The 14,428-nt window shown below is 56.5% G+C and carries 17 protein-coding genes; 5 read left to right on the top strand and 12 right to left on the bottom strand.

The features are described 5' to 3' along the window. Window positions 1–5: 5 nt before the first annotated feature. The 9 genes from FS690_RS06205 to FS690_RS06245 all read right to left on the bottom strand — a co-directional run bounded on the left by FS690_RS06205 (window position 6) and on the right by FS690_RS06245 (window position 7,784). A complete protein-coding gene (locus FS690_RS06205; RefSeq protein ID WP_039383212.1) occupies window positions 6–1,022 on the bottom strand; it encodes a DUF979 domain-containing protein in 1,017 nt (338 codons plus the stop codon). Further along, window positions 1,022–1,750 (bottom strand): DUF969 domain-containing protein, encoded by a 729-nt coding sequence (locus tag FS690_RS06210; protein ID WP_039383210.1) that lies wholly within the window; start codon window positions 1,748–1,750, stop codon window positions 1,022–1,024. Before FS690_RS06210 ends, FS690_RS06205 begins: the two co-directional genes overlap by 1 nt. A 59-nt stretch (window positions 1,751–1,809) precedes the next feature. Beyond that, window positions 1,810–2,547, bottom strand: a complete 738-nt coding sequence (gene pxpA, locus FS690_RS06215) for a 5-oxoprolinase subunit PxpA (RefSeq protein ID WP_039383208.1) — start codon at window positions 2,545–2,547, stop codon at window positions 1,810–1,812. Continuing rightward, window positions 2,537–3,469, bottom strand: coding sequence for a 5-oxoprolinase subunit PxpC (gene pxpC, locus FS690_RS06220; protein WP_039383205.1), 933 nt, complete (start codon window positions 3,467–3,469; stop codon window positions 2,537–2,539). Before pxpC ends, pxpA begins: the two co-directional genes overlap by 11 nt. Beyond that, the gene (pxpB, locus tag FS690_RS06225; protein ID WP_039383204.1) at window positions 3,463–4,122 is read right to left on the bottom strand and encodes a 5-oxoprolinase subunit PxpB; all 660 of its coding nucleotides are present in this window, start codon (window positions 4,120–4,122) and stop codon (window positions 3,463–3,465) included. The genes pxpC and pxpB overlap by 7 nt, the downstream gene beginning before the upstream one ends. A gap of 154 nt (window positions 4,123–4,276) precedes the next feature. After that, window positions 4,277–5,020, bottom strand: a complete 744-nt coding sequence (locus tag FS690_RS06230) for a type 2 GTP cyclohydrolase I (RefSeq protein WP_039383201.1) — start codon at window positions 5,018–5,020, stop codon at window positions 4,277–4,279. 18 nt (window positions 5,021–5,038) lie between these two features. Beyond that, window positions 5,039–6,466, bottom strand: a complete 1,428-nt coding sequence (gene phrB, locus FS690_RS06235; RefSeq protein ID WP_108569691.1) for a deoxyribodipyrimidine photo-lyase — start codon at window positions 6,464–6,466, stop codon at window positions 5,039–5,041. Between the two features lie 12 nt (window positions 6,467–6,478). Continuing rightward, the gene (locus tag FS690_RS06240; protein WP_039383196.1) at window positions 6,479–7,435 is read right to left on the bottom strand and encodes a 2-thiouracil desulfurase family protein; all 957 of its coding nucleotides are present in this window, start codon (window positions 7,433–7,435) and stop codon (window positions 6,479–6,481) included. 148 nt (window positions 7,436–7,583) lie between these two features. Then, window positions 7,584–7,784, bottom strand: coding sequence for a YbfA family protein (locus FS690_RS06245; protein ID WP_071668988.1), 201 nt, complete (start codon window positions 7,782–7,784; stop codon window positions 7,584–7,586). A 236-nt stretch (window positions 7,785–8,020) separates the two neighbouring features. Between FS690_RS06245 and kdpE the strand changes: the two genes are divergently transcribed. Continuing rightward, window positions 8,021–8,695: a two-component system response regulator KdpE gene (gene kdpE / locus FS690_RS06250; RefSeq protein ID WP_039383191.1), complete on the top strand. Its 675-nt coding sequence runs from the start codon at window positions 8,021–8,023 to the stop codon at window positions 8,693–8,695. Window positions 8,696–8,734: 39 nt separating this feature from the next. Here kdpE and pgm read toward each other — a convergent pair whose 3' ends face one another. After that, window positions 8,735–10,375, bottom strand: coding sequence for a phosphoglucomutase (alpha-D-glucose-1,6-bisphosphate-dependent) (pgm, locus tag FS690_RS06255; RefSeq protein WP_039383189.1), 1,641 nt, complete (start codon window positions 10,373–10,375; stop codon window positions 8,735–8,737). A 25-nt stretch (window positions 10,376–10,400) separates the two neighbouring features. Continuing rightward, window positions 10,401–10,943: a replication initiation negative regulator SeqA gene (seqA, locus tag FS690_RS06260; RefSeq protein WP_039383187.1), complete on the bottom strand. Its 543-nt coding sequence runs from the start codon at window positions 10,941–10,943 to the stop codon at window positions 10,401–10,403. Window positions 10,944–11,186: 243 nt separating this feature from the next. Between seqA and ybfF the strand changes: the two genes are divergently transcribed. The 4 genes from ybfF to fur all read left to right on the top strand — a co-directional run bounded on the left by ybfF (window position 11,187) and on the right by fur (window position 13,856). After that, a complete protein-coding gene (gene ybfF, locus FS690_RS06265) occupies window positions 11,187–11,951 on the top strand; it encodes an esterase (RefSeq protein WP_039383185.1) in 765 nt (254 codons plus the stop codon). 158 nt (window positions 11,952–12,109) lie between these two features. Further along, on the top strand, window positions 12,110–12,385 hold the full coding sequence (ybfE, locus tag FS690_RS06270; protein ID WP_039383184.1) for a LexA regulated protein: 276 nt from the start codon (window positions 12,110–12,112) through the stop codon (window positions 12,383–12,385). Between the two features lie 137 nt (window positions 12,386–12,522). After that, window positions 12,523–13,053: a flavodoxin FldA gene (fldA, locus tag FS690_RS06275; protein ID WP_039383182.1), complete on the top strand. Its 531-nt coding sequence runs from the start codon at window positions 12,523–12,525 to the stop codon at window positions 13,051–13,053. 356 nt (window positions 13,054–13,409) lie between these two features. After that, window positions 13,410–13,856 (top strand): ferric iron uptake transcriptional regulator, encoded by a 447-nt coding sequence (fur, locus tag FS690_RS06280; protein WP_039383181.1) that lies wholly within the window; start codon window positions 13,410–13,412, stop codon window positions 13,854–13,856. Window positions 13,857–13,917: 61 nt separating this feature from the next. On the opposite strand, the gene FS690_RS06285 is transcribed toward fur, so the two are convergent. Next, window positions 13,918–14,313, bottom strand: a complete 396-nt coding sequence (locus FS690_RS06285; RefSeq protein ID WP_039383180.1) for a hypothetical protein — start codon at window positions 14,311–14,313, stop codon at window positions 13,918–13,920. Window positions 14,314–14,428: the final 115 nt, after the last annotated feature.

The following is a 14,428-nucleotide window of genomic DNA, read 5'->3' on the forward strand; positions in this document are numbered from 1 at the left end:
CTGCCTCACAAAAACATCAGGAAGTAGAGCAGGAAAATATTCACTAACAAGAGTAGTACACCGGTAGGAACCTGAGCCTTGATCACCGCATTCCGATCCGGCAGCTCCAGCAGGCGCGCGGGCACGATGTTGAAGTTTGCTGCCATCGGTGTCATCAGCGTCCCGCAGTAGCCGGAAAACATGCCGATCGCCGCCATGACGGCCGGGTTTCCGCCATGCTGCAGCACCAGAATCGGGATGCCGACGCCGGCCGTCACAATCGGGAACGCGGCAAAGGCGTTGCCCATTACCATCGTCAGCAGCGCCATTCCTCCGGCATAGACCGCCACCGCAATCAGCCGGTTATCCACCGCCAGATAGTGTTCAGTGAGATGCGAAATCGCGCTGCCGACGCCGGCGCTGGTAAACAGCAACCCCAGCGTGGCGAGGATCTGCGGCAGAATAAACGCCCAGCCTACCGCATCCAGCAGGCGCCGTGTCTCCTGCATCGACTGCAGCGGCTTTTCCCGCGTAAACGCCAGTGCAATCAGCCAGCCCAGAATACAGCCCACCATCATTGAAAACAGCGTCACCAGCGTAGCGTGGTTGCCCGCGCCAAACACCTGCTCCTGCAGTCCGGGAATATGATTAAACGCCAGTACGCCAATCACCGTAACCAGCGGTATCGCCAGGGCGGGTAAGAACAGCTTATTGCCCAGCCGTCTGGCGCTGGCCTGTTTCTCCTCATCCGTACGCTGATGATAGCGCCCGAGGCGTACCCCACCACAGCCGGCGATCAGCGCCATCACAACCACGACCACCCCGGTGGCAATATGCAGCCAGCGGCGGCCCAGCTCAGCGTCGCCGGCCCACTGCCCTGCCAGCTGATAAGCGCCATCACCAATCAGAAAAATCAGGCCATAGAGCGCCCAGAAGAGACCGGTGGTCAGACGGCGCGGATTGGCGCGGTCTCCCCAGGAGAGCAGCGCCACCACCAGCAGAATCGCCCCTGCCAGCCACATCAGATATTGTTGCTGAAACATTACTTCTCCTCCCTGGCGTGCAGCGCCTGCTGATTCAGCGCACCCAGCTCACGCGACAGCTGGCGATCCAGCCGCACCAGCCGGGCCGAGTGGATAAGAAAGGCGCACAGCGCGGTCGGGATGCCCCACAGCGCAATATGCAGCGGCTCGGTGGTAATGCCGGCTGATTCCTGCATAAAGTTATGCATAAAGATAATCGCGCCGAACGCGACAAAGATATCCTCACCAAAGAAAAGGCCGACGTTATCCGTTGCGGCAGACATGGCGCGCAGCCGGTGACGTATCTCCGGCGAAACCTCACCATAGCGGTTCTCCGTCGCCCCTTCCGCCATCGGTGCCAGCAGCGGACGCACCATCTGCGGATGGCCGCCCAGGCTGGTCAGCCCCAGCGCGGCGGTTGCTTCGCGCACAAACAGGTAAACGATAAGCAGACGGCCGGCGGTGGCAGTTTTGATCTGCGCAATCCAGCTCTGGGCACGCTCTTTCAGCCCGTGGCGTTCCAGTAATCCGATTACCGCCAGCGGCAGCAGCAGGATCAGCGGCAGATTGCGCGTATTGAGAAAGCCGGAACCGAGTTTTTCCAGAATGTCGCCGAGCGGCATCTGCGCCGCGAGGCCAGTAACAAAGCCCGCGACGATCACCACCAGCACCGGATTAAAGCGTAATAAAAAGCCAATAATGATGGCCAGGATCCCCAGCAGGGGCCAGAGGTTGACAACGTTTTCCATGATTTTCCTCACTGAAAACAAAAAAGCCCGGCCGTAGCAGGCCGGGCGAAAAAGGGACGTTATGCGCTGCTGACGGCAATCTGCTCAGCAGCAAACGCGGCACGCAGCGTACGGGCAAACTGCAGCGCGTGTGCGCCATCACCGTGCAGGCAGACCGTCTCCGCGTTGACGGCGACCCACTCACCGCTCACGCTTTGCACCTGCTGCTGCTTTACCATAGCCAGCGTCTGCGCCAGCGCCTGGCCGGCATCCTCAATCAGCGCGCCTGGCTGGCTGCGCGGCACCAGCGCCCCGCTCGCCAGATAGCCGCGATCGGCAAACACCTCTTCGCGGGTGCGCAGGCCATACCGGGCACCTGCCGCAATCAGCTCGCTGCCCGCCAGGCCAACCAGAATAAGCTGAGCATCCACCGCCCGTACTGCCCGGGCAATCGCGTCAGCGAGCTGCGGATCGGCGGCGGCCTGGTTATAAAGCATGCCGTGCGGCTTAACGTGAAACAGCCGCGCGCCTTCACTTTCCGTCATGCTTTTCAGCGCGCCAATCTGATAGATCATCTGGGCATAGACTGTCTCCGGCGGCAGCTGCATCGCCGTGCGACCGAAGTTCTCGCGGTCGGGAAAGCCCGGATGAGCGCCAATCGCCACCCCTGACGCATTGGCCCAGCGCACCGACTGCAGCATGGTCTGCGCATCACCGGCGTGAAAACCGCAGGCGATATTGGCAGAGCTTACCAGCATCAGCAGTTCCCGATCGCTGCTGCTGCCTTCGCCGAGATCGGCATTCAGATCAATTTTCATGCGTAAGCCCCCAGGCTATCTGATCCAGCGCGCGCTGCTGCTGCTGTTTCGCCAGCAGCGCCTCCTCCAGCGTGCACGGAATAAAGTGAATCGGTTCGCCGAGCCGGATTTGCGCCAGCTGATAAATATCCGCCTCGATAATGCAGGCGATCCGCGGATAGCCGCCGGTGGTCTGTGCATCCGCCATCAGCACAATAGGCTGACCGTTTGGCGGCACCTGCACCACGCCAGGCACCAGACCATGTGAGAGCAGATCGCGCGTGGCGGTCCGCTGCAGGCTGTCGCCCTGCAGGCGATATCCCATACGGTTACTCTGCGGGCTCAGTTTCCACGGGTTACGCCAGAATGCCTCCTGCGCCTCCTGGGTAAATTCGCTATATTCCGGACCCGGCAGCGCACGAATGCGGTTCCCCCACAGCAGCTGGCGCACGCCCGCCGGCTGGCTGAAGCGGCGGGTTGGCTCGCCCAGCGGCAGACGATCGCCATCCTGCAGCCTGCGGCCCTGCCAGCCGCCAAACGCAGCTTTCAGATCGGTGCTGTGCGAGCCCAGCATTTCTGCTACCGCAAACCCGCCGTTTACCGCCAGATAACTGCGCATGCCGCTGGTTGGCATGGATAGCGTAAGAACCTGACCACGCCGCACCGGCAGGCGCCATCCGGTCCAGACCGGCTTGCCATCCAGCTCAGCGTTACAGGCGGCTCCCGTCAGCGCAAACCAGCCGTCGCGCTGAAACTCCGCCCTGAACTGACCCAGCACAATCTCCAGTACCGCGCTGTTCTCGCTGTTACCCACCAGCATATTTGCGGTACGCATGGAGGGCTCATCCAGCGCACCGCTCAGGCTGACGCCCAGCTGACGCCAGCCGTGCCGCCCGCGATCCTGTACCGAGGTCATTAACCCGGCGCGTAAAATATTCAGCATATGCCCTCCTTCTGCGGCACAAACCGAACGCGATCGCCGGGGCGCATCAGCGTGGGCGGCTGCTTAAGCGGATCAAACAGGCTGAGTGGCGTATGGCCAATCAGCTGCCAGCCGCCGGGGGCAGCCAGCGGATAGATACCGGTCTGACTGCCGCCAATCCCCACTGAACCAGCCGGGACGGCCACGCGCGGCTCGGCGCGACGCGGCGTATGCAGTCGCGTATCCAGGCCGCCCAGATAGGGGAAACCAGGCTGGAAGCCAAGAAAATAGACAATGTAGTCTGCGCTGCTGTGCAGCTCTACCACCTGCGGCGGCGTCAGCCCGGCGCGATCTGCCACTTCTGACAGATCGGGTCCGGCACTGCCACCATACACCACCGGGATCTCAATCAGCCGGGGATTATTCTGCAGCTGCTCTTCACCCTCTTCCCACCAGCGCTGCAGACGCTCAATGGCGTCCTGCGCATCAATTTGTGACTCGCGCAGTATCAGCGTGAGGTTGTTCATACCGGGGATCACCTCCTGCACCTGCTCATCCTGCTGCAGTCGTTCACATAATCCCCAGATGCGCTGCTGACTGGCGAGCGAAACCGGCGGCGCCAGTTCCAGTACAACCGCCCGCTCTCCCAGTAAATAACAACGTGCCTGTTGCAAAACCCACCTCCCGATCGTGAATAACGCGCGCCGGCAGACGTGCTGCGGCACGATAAACCTTTCACATAGCTGCTCAGGTTCAATAGGTTATGCAAAAGTGGCGGAGATGTGTCAACCAGTTTGCGCCCGGCGAGCGGACGCAGAGAGAGAAAAATCAGGCAGGATTGTCGATATCGATAAAGGTAACATCGAGGTGGTAATGCTGCGCCAGCCACTCACCCAGCGCTTTGATACCGTCGCGCTCGGTCGCGTGATGGCCCGCGGCGAAAAAGTGCAGCCCCTGTTCGCGCGCGCTGTGAATGGTCTGCTCAGAGACTTCGCCCGTAATAAAGGCGTCAACGCCGGCCGCGGCCGCGTTGTCGATAAAGCCCTGACCACCGCCGCTGCACCAGGCCACGCGTTTGATCAGCGCGGGTGCGTTATCACCGCAGTGCAGCGGCGTGCGTCCCAGGCGCTGCGCGATTTTTTCTGCCAGGTCGCTGCCGCTGAGCGGCGTGCGCAGCTCACCCCAGGGCAGCAGCGGCTCGATTTCACCCCTGACGTCGATATCAAACAGGCGCGCCAGCTGCGCGTTATTCCCCAGCTGCGGATGCGCATCCAGCGGCAGATGCCAGCCATAGAGATTAATATCGTTAGCCAGCAGCGTGCGCAGACGCTGTCGTTTCATGCCTTTTATTGCCGGGGCTTCGTTTTTCCAGAAATAGCCGTGGTGTACCAGAACGGCATCGGCATTCCGCTTTACCGCTTCATCCAGCAGCGCCTGGCAGGCCGTAACGCCGGTAACCACTCTTCTGACTTCACTGCGTCCCTCAACCTGCAGTCCGTTAGGTGCATAGTCGCTAAACGCGCTGCTGTTTAGCTGCTGGTTAACGATTTTTTCCAGCTCAATGTTATTCATAAAGGCTCCGTCATCGCCTCAGGCCGCGCCGCGTGCGCGTTCAAAGGCGTCTAATGTCTTTTTGCGTGCCGCCTTATGTTCCACGATTGGCAGGGGATAATCGAGTTTCTTGTTATTTTTCTTCGCCCAGACGTGCGGCTGATGAATATCGCTGTCGGGCACATCTTTCAGCTCCGGCAGCCACTGCCGGATAAATGCGCCCTGCTTATCGAACCGTTCACCCTGGGTTGTCGGGTTGAAGATACGGAAATAGGGAACGGGATCGGTGCCGGTAGAGGCTGCCCACTGCCAGCCGCCGTTGTTAGCAGCGAAATCACCGTCAATCAGCTGTTCCATAAAGTAGCGCTCGCCCTGCCGCCAGTCGATAAGCAGATCTTTTACCAGAAAGCTGGCGGTGATCATGCGCAGCCGGTTGTGCATCCAGCCAATGCTGTTCATCTGGCGCATACCTGCATCAACGATGGGATAGCCGGTTTTGCCCGCTTTCCAGGCGTCAAAATGGGCGCTCTCTTTCTGCCAGCTGACGTGATGAGTCCAGTCGATAAACGGCTGATGTTTACAGAGCGCCGGATAGGCCACGATCAGATGGCGATAGAATTCCCGCCAGATCAGCTCACTGATCCAGGTAAAGGCTTTTCCTCCTTTCAGCGCATCAGCATGCTCTTTCACAATCCGATGCAGACACTGCCGGGGTGAGAGTACGCCGGTTGAGAGATAGGCTGACAGCTGGCTGGTCCCGTCGCTGGCAGGTGTATCGCGCTCTGACGGATAATCCAGCACCGGCTGTCTGGCAAACGCGCGCAGGCGTTTTAACGCCGCCTGTTCGCCGGCCGGAAACAGCTTTTCATCGGGTTTTTCAGTCGGATAATCAAATGCGGGGATCTTTTTCAGGCTGTTCAGCGGCGCATCACCGCGCGCGGCAGGAGCGCTATGGCACTCTGGCATCCCCTGCTGCAGCCGTTTTACAAACGCTTTGCTGAACGGCGTGAAGACTTTGAACGTCGTATTATTGCCGGTCTGCACGCTGCCCGGCGGCAGCAGCAGGCTGTCATCAAATCCCTGACAGGTAATACCCTGCTCATCCAGCTTTTTTTCGACGGCAGCGTCGCGCTCGCGCTCGTTAATTTCATACTGATAGTTGTAAAACAGCGCATCCACCCGATGCGTTTTGCAGAAGTCGCTCAGGTAATTAACCGAAGCAGCAAAATCATCGCACTGATGAAAATGCAGCGGAATGCCGCGTTCCGCCAGCGCCTGCTGCAGCTCACACAGGTTCTGATGAATAAAGGTCGCCTGTTTTGCTGACATGCTGTGCTGCCGCCACTGTTTCGGCGTGGCGACAAACAGCGCCATGACGTCAGCCTTTTTATCATGACACGCTGCCGCCAGCGCGCTGTTATCGTTAATACGCAGATCGTTGCGCAGCCAGAGCAGGTGTGTGGTCATGGGGCCTTGTCCTTATTGTCCGTAACGCAGGCGCAGTGCTTCCGGGTAGGGATCGAAATAGCGCTGCTGCGCCAGCCAGGGATGCGGATACTCAGCCATGTAGTGTTTCAGCATAGTAATAGGGGCCAGCAGCGGCTGAACGCCACAGCGATAGCGATCGATCAGCTGCGCCAGTTCCTGACGCTGAGGAGAGCTGAGTTTTGGCCGGAAATAGCCCTGTACATGCATCAGCACATTAGTATGATTGCGGCGCGATGCGCGATGCGACATTAGCTGCATCAGCCGGTTACGGTACTCAAACGCATACTCTTCCAGCGACGCCCATTTATCCATAGCGGCCACAAAGCGTCCCAGTTCGCGATAGGCATCCTGCGCGTGCGACAACAGCAGCAGTTTGTACCGGCTGTGAAAGGCGATCAGTTTGTGCCGCGTCAGTCCGCTGCGCCACATTTCGTTGAACTCATGCAGCGCAAATACGCGCCCGGTGAAGTTTTCGCGCAGAACCGGATCGTGCAGGCGGCCATCCTCTTCCAGCGGCAGCCAGGGCATCTCCTGCTGTAAAAAAGAGGTAAAGATGCCGATGCCCGATTTGCGATTATTGTTTGTGGCAGGATCGTAAACGCGCACCCGCTCCAGACCGCAGCTGGGTGATTTGGCGCAGAGAATATAGCCGCAAAGATGGTGCAGCGATTTGACGCGCTCCGCTGACCAGCTGCGCATTTCGCTGGTGACTTCCTGATTGTCATCTTTGCTGAAACAGATATGGATCTGATCGTCGCCCTGCTTCACCAGCCTCAATGCCGGACGCGGTGTGGGCAGGCCGATAGCCATCTCAGGACAGACGGGCTCGTAGCGCACAAATTGCGCGAGTTCGTCCGTTGCAAAGGCAAAACGCTTGTGGCCGCCATCAAATCGGACGCTATCCCCGAGCAGGCAGGCACTGATGCCGACAGGAATTTTCTCGCTCATACTTGTACAACCTCCAGAATCTTGTAGAGGTTTAAGTGTAGCGCAAATGACGATGAATGGCAGGATGTAGCAGGCGCTATAAGGAAAATTTTGTCAAAAAAAGCGGCCGCTTCGGGTAAAAGCGTCCGCCTCAGTCAGAAAAACTCTGTTACCAGTAAATACCGCCAGCGATTTCGGACTGCGCCAGCCATACCGGCTTGGTACTGGTTTTGCACCAGATGCGGTGCAGGTAGCTATAAAAACGCGCACGATCGCGGCGGAATAGCATAAAAGGAAGCGCCGCAACGCCTGCAATCAGCACCAGCGTGCGCCGTATAACGATTTTTGGCAGTGAATAGCGTTTATCCATTGCGTTCCTCCTGAGCAATCTGTTGTAAAGTGTGATCTGCCGCAAATATTACTCCTGGCTGCTCACTTTTGCTACTCATCAGACCACTTATTCTGAACTTTTTTTGACCATTTTCCGCTTCACAGAATGGCGTTACAACAGTGTGAATAACGGGTTATTTTATTGGGGTAAATCGCTGCGCGGACGCCGCTGCGGTTTATTGCTAAAGTAGAGAAAACCGTGTCGCAGGAGCCCACGTGACAACCATTTTGATTGTGGAAGATGAAAAAGAGATCCGCCGTTTTGTACGCCTGGCGTTAGAGAGCGAAGGCGTAAAAATTGTCGAAGCTGAACAGCTGCAGCGTGGTCTGATTGAAGCGGCAACGCGCAAGCCCGATCTGGCGATCCTCGATCTCGGCCTGCCTGACGGTGATGGCATCGCGTTTATTCGTGAAGTACGCCAGTGGAGCACGATGCCGGTTATTGTGCTTTCAGCCCGCAGTGACGAGCAGGATAAGATCGCAGCGCTGGACGCGGGTGCGGATGATTATCTGACAAAACCGTTTGGCATTGGCGAACTGCTGGCCAGGGTGCGGGTGGCTTTACGTCGTCATCAGGGCAGTCAGCCCGATGCGCGCGTGCTGTTTGGTGAAGTCTGCGTTGACCTTGCTGCACGCCGTATCACCCGCAGCGGTCAGGAAGTGCATCTGACGCCAACCGAGTTTCGCCTGCTCAGTCTGCTGCTGAATAACGCCGGCAAGGTGCTGACGCAGCGCCAGCTGCTGAATCAGGTCTGGGGCCCCAATGCGGTGGAACACAGCCACTATCTGCGCATCTATATGGGCCACCTGCGTCAGAAGCTCGAAGAAAACCCGACGCAGCCTGCTCACCTGCTGACGGAAACCGGTATCGGCTACCGTTTTATGCCATAAAAAAAGGCCGCAGCAGCGGCCCTTTTCACGGTATCACCCTCAGGCGTTCTTCAGAACTTCGCTGACAATTTCCACCGCTTCTTTCTCAATCAGCTCGCGATGCTCAGCGCCAAGGAAGCTTTCGCAGTAAATCTTGTAAGCATCTTCAGTGCCGGACGGGCGCGCGGCAAACCAGCCGTTCTCCGTCATGACTTTCAGTCCGCCAATAGATGCGCCGTTACCCGGAGCAGCCGTCAGGCGTGCGGTAATCGGATCGCCCGCCAGCGTATCAGCGCTGACCATCTCTGGTGACAGCTTTGACAGCGCGGCTTTCTGTGCCGAGGTCGCAGACGCCTGCAGACGATTGTAGCTTGGCGCGCCAAAGCGCTCCGCCAGCTCATCATAGTGCTGCTGCGGATTTTTACCGGTCACCGCCGTGATTTCAGCGGCCAGCAGGCAGAGAATAATGCCATCTTTATCCGTTGACCAGGCTGAACCATCAAAACGCAGGAAGGAAGCCCCCGCGCTCTCTTCGCCGCCAAAGCCAAAGCTGCCGTCGAACAGGCCATCAACGAACCACTTAAAGCCCACCGGTACTTCTACCAGCTTGCGCCCGATATCATTAACCACGCGGTCGATCATCGCACTGGAGACCAGCGTTTTGCCCACGGCAACATCACTACCCCACTGCGGACGATGCTGGAAAAGATAGTTGATAGCGACGGCCAGGTAGTGGTTTGGATTCATCAGGCCAGCTGGCGTGACAATACCGTGACGGTCATAATCGGGATCGTTGCCGAAGGCCAGATCAAACTTGTCTTTATACGCCAGCAGACCCGCCATCGCGCACTCTGATGAACAGTCCATGCGCACCACGCCATCTTTATCCAGATGCATGAAGCGGAAGGTCTGGTCGATAGCGTCATTAACGATGGTCAGATCGAGGTTGTAATGCTCAGCGATACGCTGCCAGTAAGCCATACCTGAGCCGCCAAGCGGATCGACGCCAATTTTCAGTCCCGCTTTCTGAATCGCCGGGAAGTCGATAACCTGCGCCAGTCCTTCAACATAAGGCTGAATCAGATCCTGCTCAACAATGTGGCCGCTCTGCCACGCCTGATCCAGCGGCAGACGTTTCACATCCTGCAGACCGCCTTTGATCAGCTGGTTAGCGCGATCTTCCACCACTTTTGTGACGTTGGTATCAGCCGGCCCACCGTTTGGCGGATTGTATTTAATGCCGCCATCTTCCGGTGGATTGTGTGAAGGGGTGATCACAATGCCGTCAGCCTGCGCGCCGCCGCGTTTGTTATGCTCCAGAATAGCATTGGAGATAGCGGGCGTTGGCGTGTAGCCGTTATCCTGCTGCACGATGACATCCACACCGTTCGCCGCCAGCACTTCCAGTACTGACAGAATAGCGGGCTCAGAGAGCGCGTGCGTATCTTTGCCCACGTAGCATGGACCCGTAATACCGTTCTTTTTGCGCTCTTCGGCGATCGCCTGTGCGATAGCCAGAATGTGCTCTTCATTGAAGCTGTGACGTCCCGCGCTGCCGCGGTGGCCAGATGTGCCAAATTTCACCGCATGGTCCGGGTTAGCCGCATCCGGCTTCAGGACGTAATACTGCGAGGTTAATTGTGCAACGTTAATCAAATCGCTCTGCTGGGCAGGCTGCCCGGCACGGGGGTGATTGGCCATTGGCGCTTCTCCCTGACGCTTCAGTTTAAATGGTGCCGCAAACTTTCTCTGTCAGCTCCGGAGGGAACTGCATAGCCAGCATGATGTGCTCCACCATGCTGCATTTACGGCCTGTATTGGTGTTTGTGATGACCCAGTAAGGTGTACCTGGCACATGCTTAGGTTTGGTATGCGTGCCATTTTGCAGCAGCGTATGCTCATCACCGGCAAAATAGACGCGCGTACGTCCCTGCAGCGATGCGGTAGCATCGGCAAATGCATCAGGATCGAGACGATAGAGCGTTGACAAAATCAGCATAAAGCGGTTAACCGCTTTTTTCTGCTCGGCATACTCATCTGACAGCATCAGCTCGCGCATGGCACGCACGCGGTCCTGCGGACGCGCTTCAGGCTCTGCTGCTGCTGTCGCCTCTTTTACCGGGGCCGTTACTGCTGGCGCTGCTGCAGCGCGCGAGCTGGCGGTAAATTTCAGCATGCGACGCAGTATGTCTGAGGCGCTTTCACCGATGTGCTGCGTGTGGCTGGCAATATAACGGTAGAGTTCTTCGTCAACTTCAATCGTTTTCATCTTATTCCGTACGAGTCTGGCAACTAGCAGAATCCCGCATTCTGCAACGCCCTTACCGGTAGCGGGCACGCAGAGAGCCTGGGATCTGACATATTGATTATAAAGTTAAATCCGCAATAGCTGATAGCGCTGGCAACGTTTACGGGCAAAAGTCAGAATATGCCCTAATACCTGGCGACCGCCACCCGGACAGGTAGAATCATGATACCCTAACCCACGCTCTCAACTGTAAGAACTTTAGCCATGATTTTGAATGCCCGTCTGCAAACTGCACAATCTGATTCTCACAGCGCACCGGTTTTGCTTATCCATGGCCTGTTCGGCAGCCTGGATAACCTTGGCGGGCTGGCGCGTGGCGTAGCCGATGCGCGTACTACGCTGCAGGTGGATGTGCGCAACCACGGTTTATCGGCGCGCAGCAACAGCATGAGCTATGCTGCAATGGCGCAGGATATGGTTGATACACTGGATGCGCAGCAGATCACGCAGGTTGATGTGATTGGCCACTCGATGGGGGGCAAAATCGCTATGGCACTGAGTGCGCTGGCGCCTGAACGCGTTGGCAAGCTGGTGCTGATTGATATCGCTCCCGTTGACTATCAGACGCGCCGGCACGATGAGATCTTTGCGGCGATTCGCGCGGTATCCGCAGCCGGCGTGACGCGCCGCAGTGAAGCCGCAGCGGTGATGCGACAGTTTATCCCTGAAGAGGGGATCATTCAGTTTATCCTGAAGTCCTTTGCTGAAGGAGAATGGCGGTTCAACGTGCCGGTATTATGGGATAACTACGCGACGATATCGGGCTGGGAACCTATTCCCGCCTCGGCTCATCCGGCGCTGTTTATTCGCGGCGGCGACTCTCCTTATCTGGATAATCACTATCGGGCCGCGCTGCTGGCCCAGTTTCCTGAGGCGCGGGCGCAGGTCATTGCCGGTGCCGGGCACTGGGTGCATGCAGAGAAGCCTGATGCCGTGTTACGTGCCGTGCGGCGCTTTTTTACGCTCTGAAAGCAAAAGCTTACTGCGCTATGTTTAAGATTGGCGTCACGTCTGACGCTGGAGTATGATGTCGCGCTAAAATTTTGCCACGGTGGTCAGACACTGTGGCTGGCCGATAATGTGTTTAATCGCGCGGCGCCGTTCGCGCCCACTCAGTTTCGCAAATCATGGCAAAAGAACAGACAGACCGTACCACGCTTGATCTCTTTGCAGACGAGCGACGACCGGGCCGCCCGAAAACCAGCCCGCTGTCGCGTGATGAGCAGCTGCGCATTAATAAGCGCAATCAGCTTAAACGCGATAAGGTTCGTGGGCTACGGCGCGTGGAGCTCAAAATGTCCGGCGAAGCGGTTGACGCGCTCAATACGCTGGCTGAGCAGCAAAATATCAGCCGCAGCGAGCTGATTGAGCAGATGCTGCTGACGCAGCTCAAACTCATATAATTTATGCAGACCGCACACTGGAACACAAACTCTGCGCTTTGCGCGTTCCGCGCTTTTTCAGGGTCTGCTATCATTCGCTTATCTGTATAGTCTGTTGACTTACTCTCACATTCAGGATTTAAGAGGCTACCTAACCCATGGCAATCGTAGGCATTTTCTTCGGCAGCGATACCGGCAACACTGAAAACATTGCAAAGATGATCCAGAAACAACTGGGTAAAGATGTCGCCGAAGTGCATGACATTGCTAAGAGCACGAAAGAAGATCTGGAAGCGTTTGATATTCTGCTGCTGGGTATTCCTACCTGGTATTATGGTGAGGCGCAGTGCGACTGGGATGACTTTTTCCCGACGCTGGAAGAGATTGACTTTAATGGCAAGCTGGTTGCGCTGTTTGGCTGTGGCGACCAGGAAGATTATGCCGAGTACTTCTGCGATGCGCTGGGTACGATTCGCGACATTATTGAGCCAAATGGCGCAATCATCGTGGGCCACTGGCCTGTTGAAGGTTACCACTTTGAAGCCTCTAAAGGTCTGGCCGATGAGAAGCATTTCCTCGGGCTCGCCATCGATGAAGATCGTCAGCCAGAGCTGACGAATGCGCGCGTCGAAGGCTGGGTGAAGCAGATTTTTGATGAGCTGCAGCTTAAAGAAATTATTGAGGCATAATGTGTTGCCGTTACCCGATGCAGGCACGGTTAACATCGGGTAACGGAATTGCCTATAAAAATAATAGCTACGCTTTTTTAACTTTTCCCTGCAATTCTGTAGAATACCCGCAACGGTTAACGGCTTATTCCTCTGTCAGCAGGCTGAGGCTGAGTGAACTGAGAACCCAGCACTGTATAATCCCGCCGGCGACAGCAAGAGCGTTACTCCCGCCTCTGGTGATTTCTTTAGCATTTGCCTGGTTTCTATTCGCCTGCCCCGGTTCTATAATGAGACGCAAATGAGAATGCGCGTTAACCACACATTCAAGGCTGTTAAGCCGCAAATGACTAGCAAAGTAACAGGACAATATCCGCATGACTGACAACAATTCCGCATTGAAAAAGGCTGGCCTGAAAGTCACGCTGCCCAGATTAAAGATTCTGGAAGTGCTTCAGGAACCCCAGTGCCATCACGTCAGTGCGGAAGATTTGTACAAACGCCTGATCGATATGGGCGAAGAGATTGGTCTGGCCACGGTATATCGCGTTCTGAACCAGTTTGACGACGCGGGCATTGTAACCCGTCATAACTTCGAAGGCGGCAAGTCCGTTTTTGAATTAACGCAGCAGCAGCATCACGATCATCTTATCTGCCTGGACTGCGGTAAAGTGATTGAGTTCAGCGATGAGTCGATCGAAACGCGCCAGCGCGAAATCGCGACCCGCCACGGCATTAAGCTTACTAACCATAGCCTCTATCTGTATGGTCACTGCGAAGTGGGTGACTGCCGGGAAGATGAAACGCTGCATAACGATAAATAACGTCAGCTACGCTGCAAAATAAAAAAACCGGTGCAGGCACCGGTTTTTTTGTTGCTGCAGTTCAGGCGACCAGTGTCTCCTGCAGATAGCGCCAGCGCGGATTTTCCGTTGTGCAGTCCAGCACCGCCAGCGAAATACGGCTGTGGCTCTCGCCGTTCAGTATCTGCAGTTCGCGATACTGAATGGTGACCTCTTTTTGCTGCTCAGAAATGATTGCATGTTCGCTGGTCGCGATGCGCATTCCTTCACGCTGTCCGCACAGGCGGCGAAACAGATCTTCAACGTCATTCAGATTCAGCTGTCTGCCCTGTGGCGTAACCATCCGGAAATCAGGATGGAAATGCGACAGCAGCAGTCCCATGGTATCGTTGCTGACATCCGCATGATTAAAAATACGTTCAATGAGCTGATGTAAAACCACAACGCTATGTTTGGCTTCCTGAGCGAGGCTTGTCATTATTTTTCCCTTTTTGCTAGCCACAGACCAAGTCCGGAGTGCGCATAGCCTACCTGAAAAAAAGGATTTAACACGGTCAAATGCGTTAATTTTTTTAAAGTCAGACAAGTCGTAA

Source organism: Pantoea sp. PSNIH1 (assembly GCF_007680655.1).
In the GTDB taxonomy this organism is placed as follows: Bacteria; Pseudomonadota; Gammaproteobacteria; order Enterobacterales; family Enterobacteriaceae; genus Pantoea; species Pantoea eucrina.

Excerpts from the sequence above, each read along its gene's own strand:
- FS690_RS06205 (WP_039383212.1), bottom strand. The coding sequence starts at position 1,022 with ATGTTTCAGCAACAATATCTGATGTGGCTGGCAGGGGCGATTCTGCTG.
- FS690_RS06210 (WP_039383210.1), bottom strand. The coding sequence starts at position 1,750 with ATGGAAAACGTTGTCAACCTCTGGCCCCTGCTGGGGATCCTGGCCATC.
- pxpA (WP_039383208.1), bottom strand. The coding sequence starts at position 2,547 with ATGAAAATTGATCTGAATGCCGATCTCGGCGAAGGCAGCAGCAGCGAT.
- pxpC (WP_039383205.1), bottom strand. The coding sequence starts at position 3,469 with ATGCTGAATATTTTACGCGCCGGGTTAATGACCTCGGTACAGGATCGC.
- FS690_RS06230 (WP_039383201.1), bottom strand. The coding sequence starts at position 5,020 with ATGAATAACATTGAGCTGGAAAAAATCGTTAACCAGCAGCTAAACAGC.
- phrB (WP_108569691.1), bottom strand. The coding sequence starts at position 6,466 with ATGACCACACACCTGCTCTGGCTGCGCAACGATCTGCGTATTAACGAT.
- FS690_RS06240 (WP_039383196.1), bottom strand. The coding sequence starts at position 7,435 with ATGAGCGAGAAAATTCCTGTCGGCATCAGTGCCTGCCTGCTCGGGGAT.
- FS690_RS06245 (WP_071668988.1), bottom strand. The coding sequence starts at position 7,784 with ATGGATAAACGCTATTCACTGCCAAAAATCGTTATACGGCGCACGCTG.
- pgm (WP_039383189.1), bottom strand. The coding sequence starts at position 10,375 with ATGGCCAATCACCCCCGTGCCGGGCAGCCTGCCCAGCAGAGCGATTTG.
- seqA (WP_039383187.1), bottom strand. The coding sequence starts at position 10,943 with ATGAAAACGATTGAAGTTGACGAAGAACTCTACCGTTATATTGCCAGC.
- ybfF (WP_039383185.1), top strand. The coding sequence starts at position 11,187 with ATGATTTTGAATGCCCGTCTGCAAACTGCACAATCTGATTCTCACAGC.
- ybfE (WP_039383184.1), top strand. The coding sequence starts at position 12,110 with ATGGCAAAAGAACAGACAGACCGTACCACGCTTGATCTCTTTGCAGAC.
- fldA (WP_039383182.1), top strand. The coding sequence starts at position 12,523 with ATGGCAATCGTAGGCATTTTCTTCGGCAGCGATACCGGCAACACTGAA.
- fur (WP_039383181.1), top strand. The coding sequence starts at position 13,410 with ATGACTGACAACAATTCCGCATTGAAAAAGGCTGGCCTGAAAGTCACG.
- FS690_RS06285 (WP_039383180.1), bottom strand. The coding sequence starts at position 14,313 with ATGACAAGCCTCGCTCAGGAAGCCAAACATAGCGTTGTGGTTTTACAT.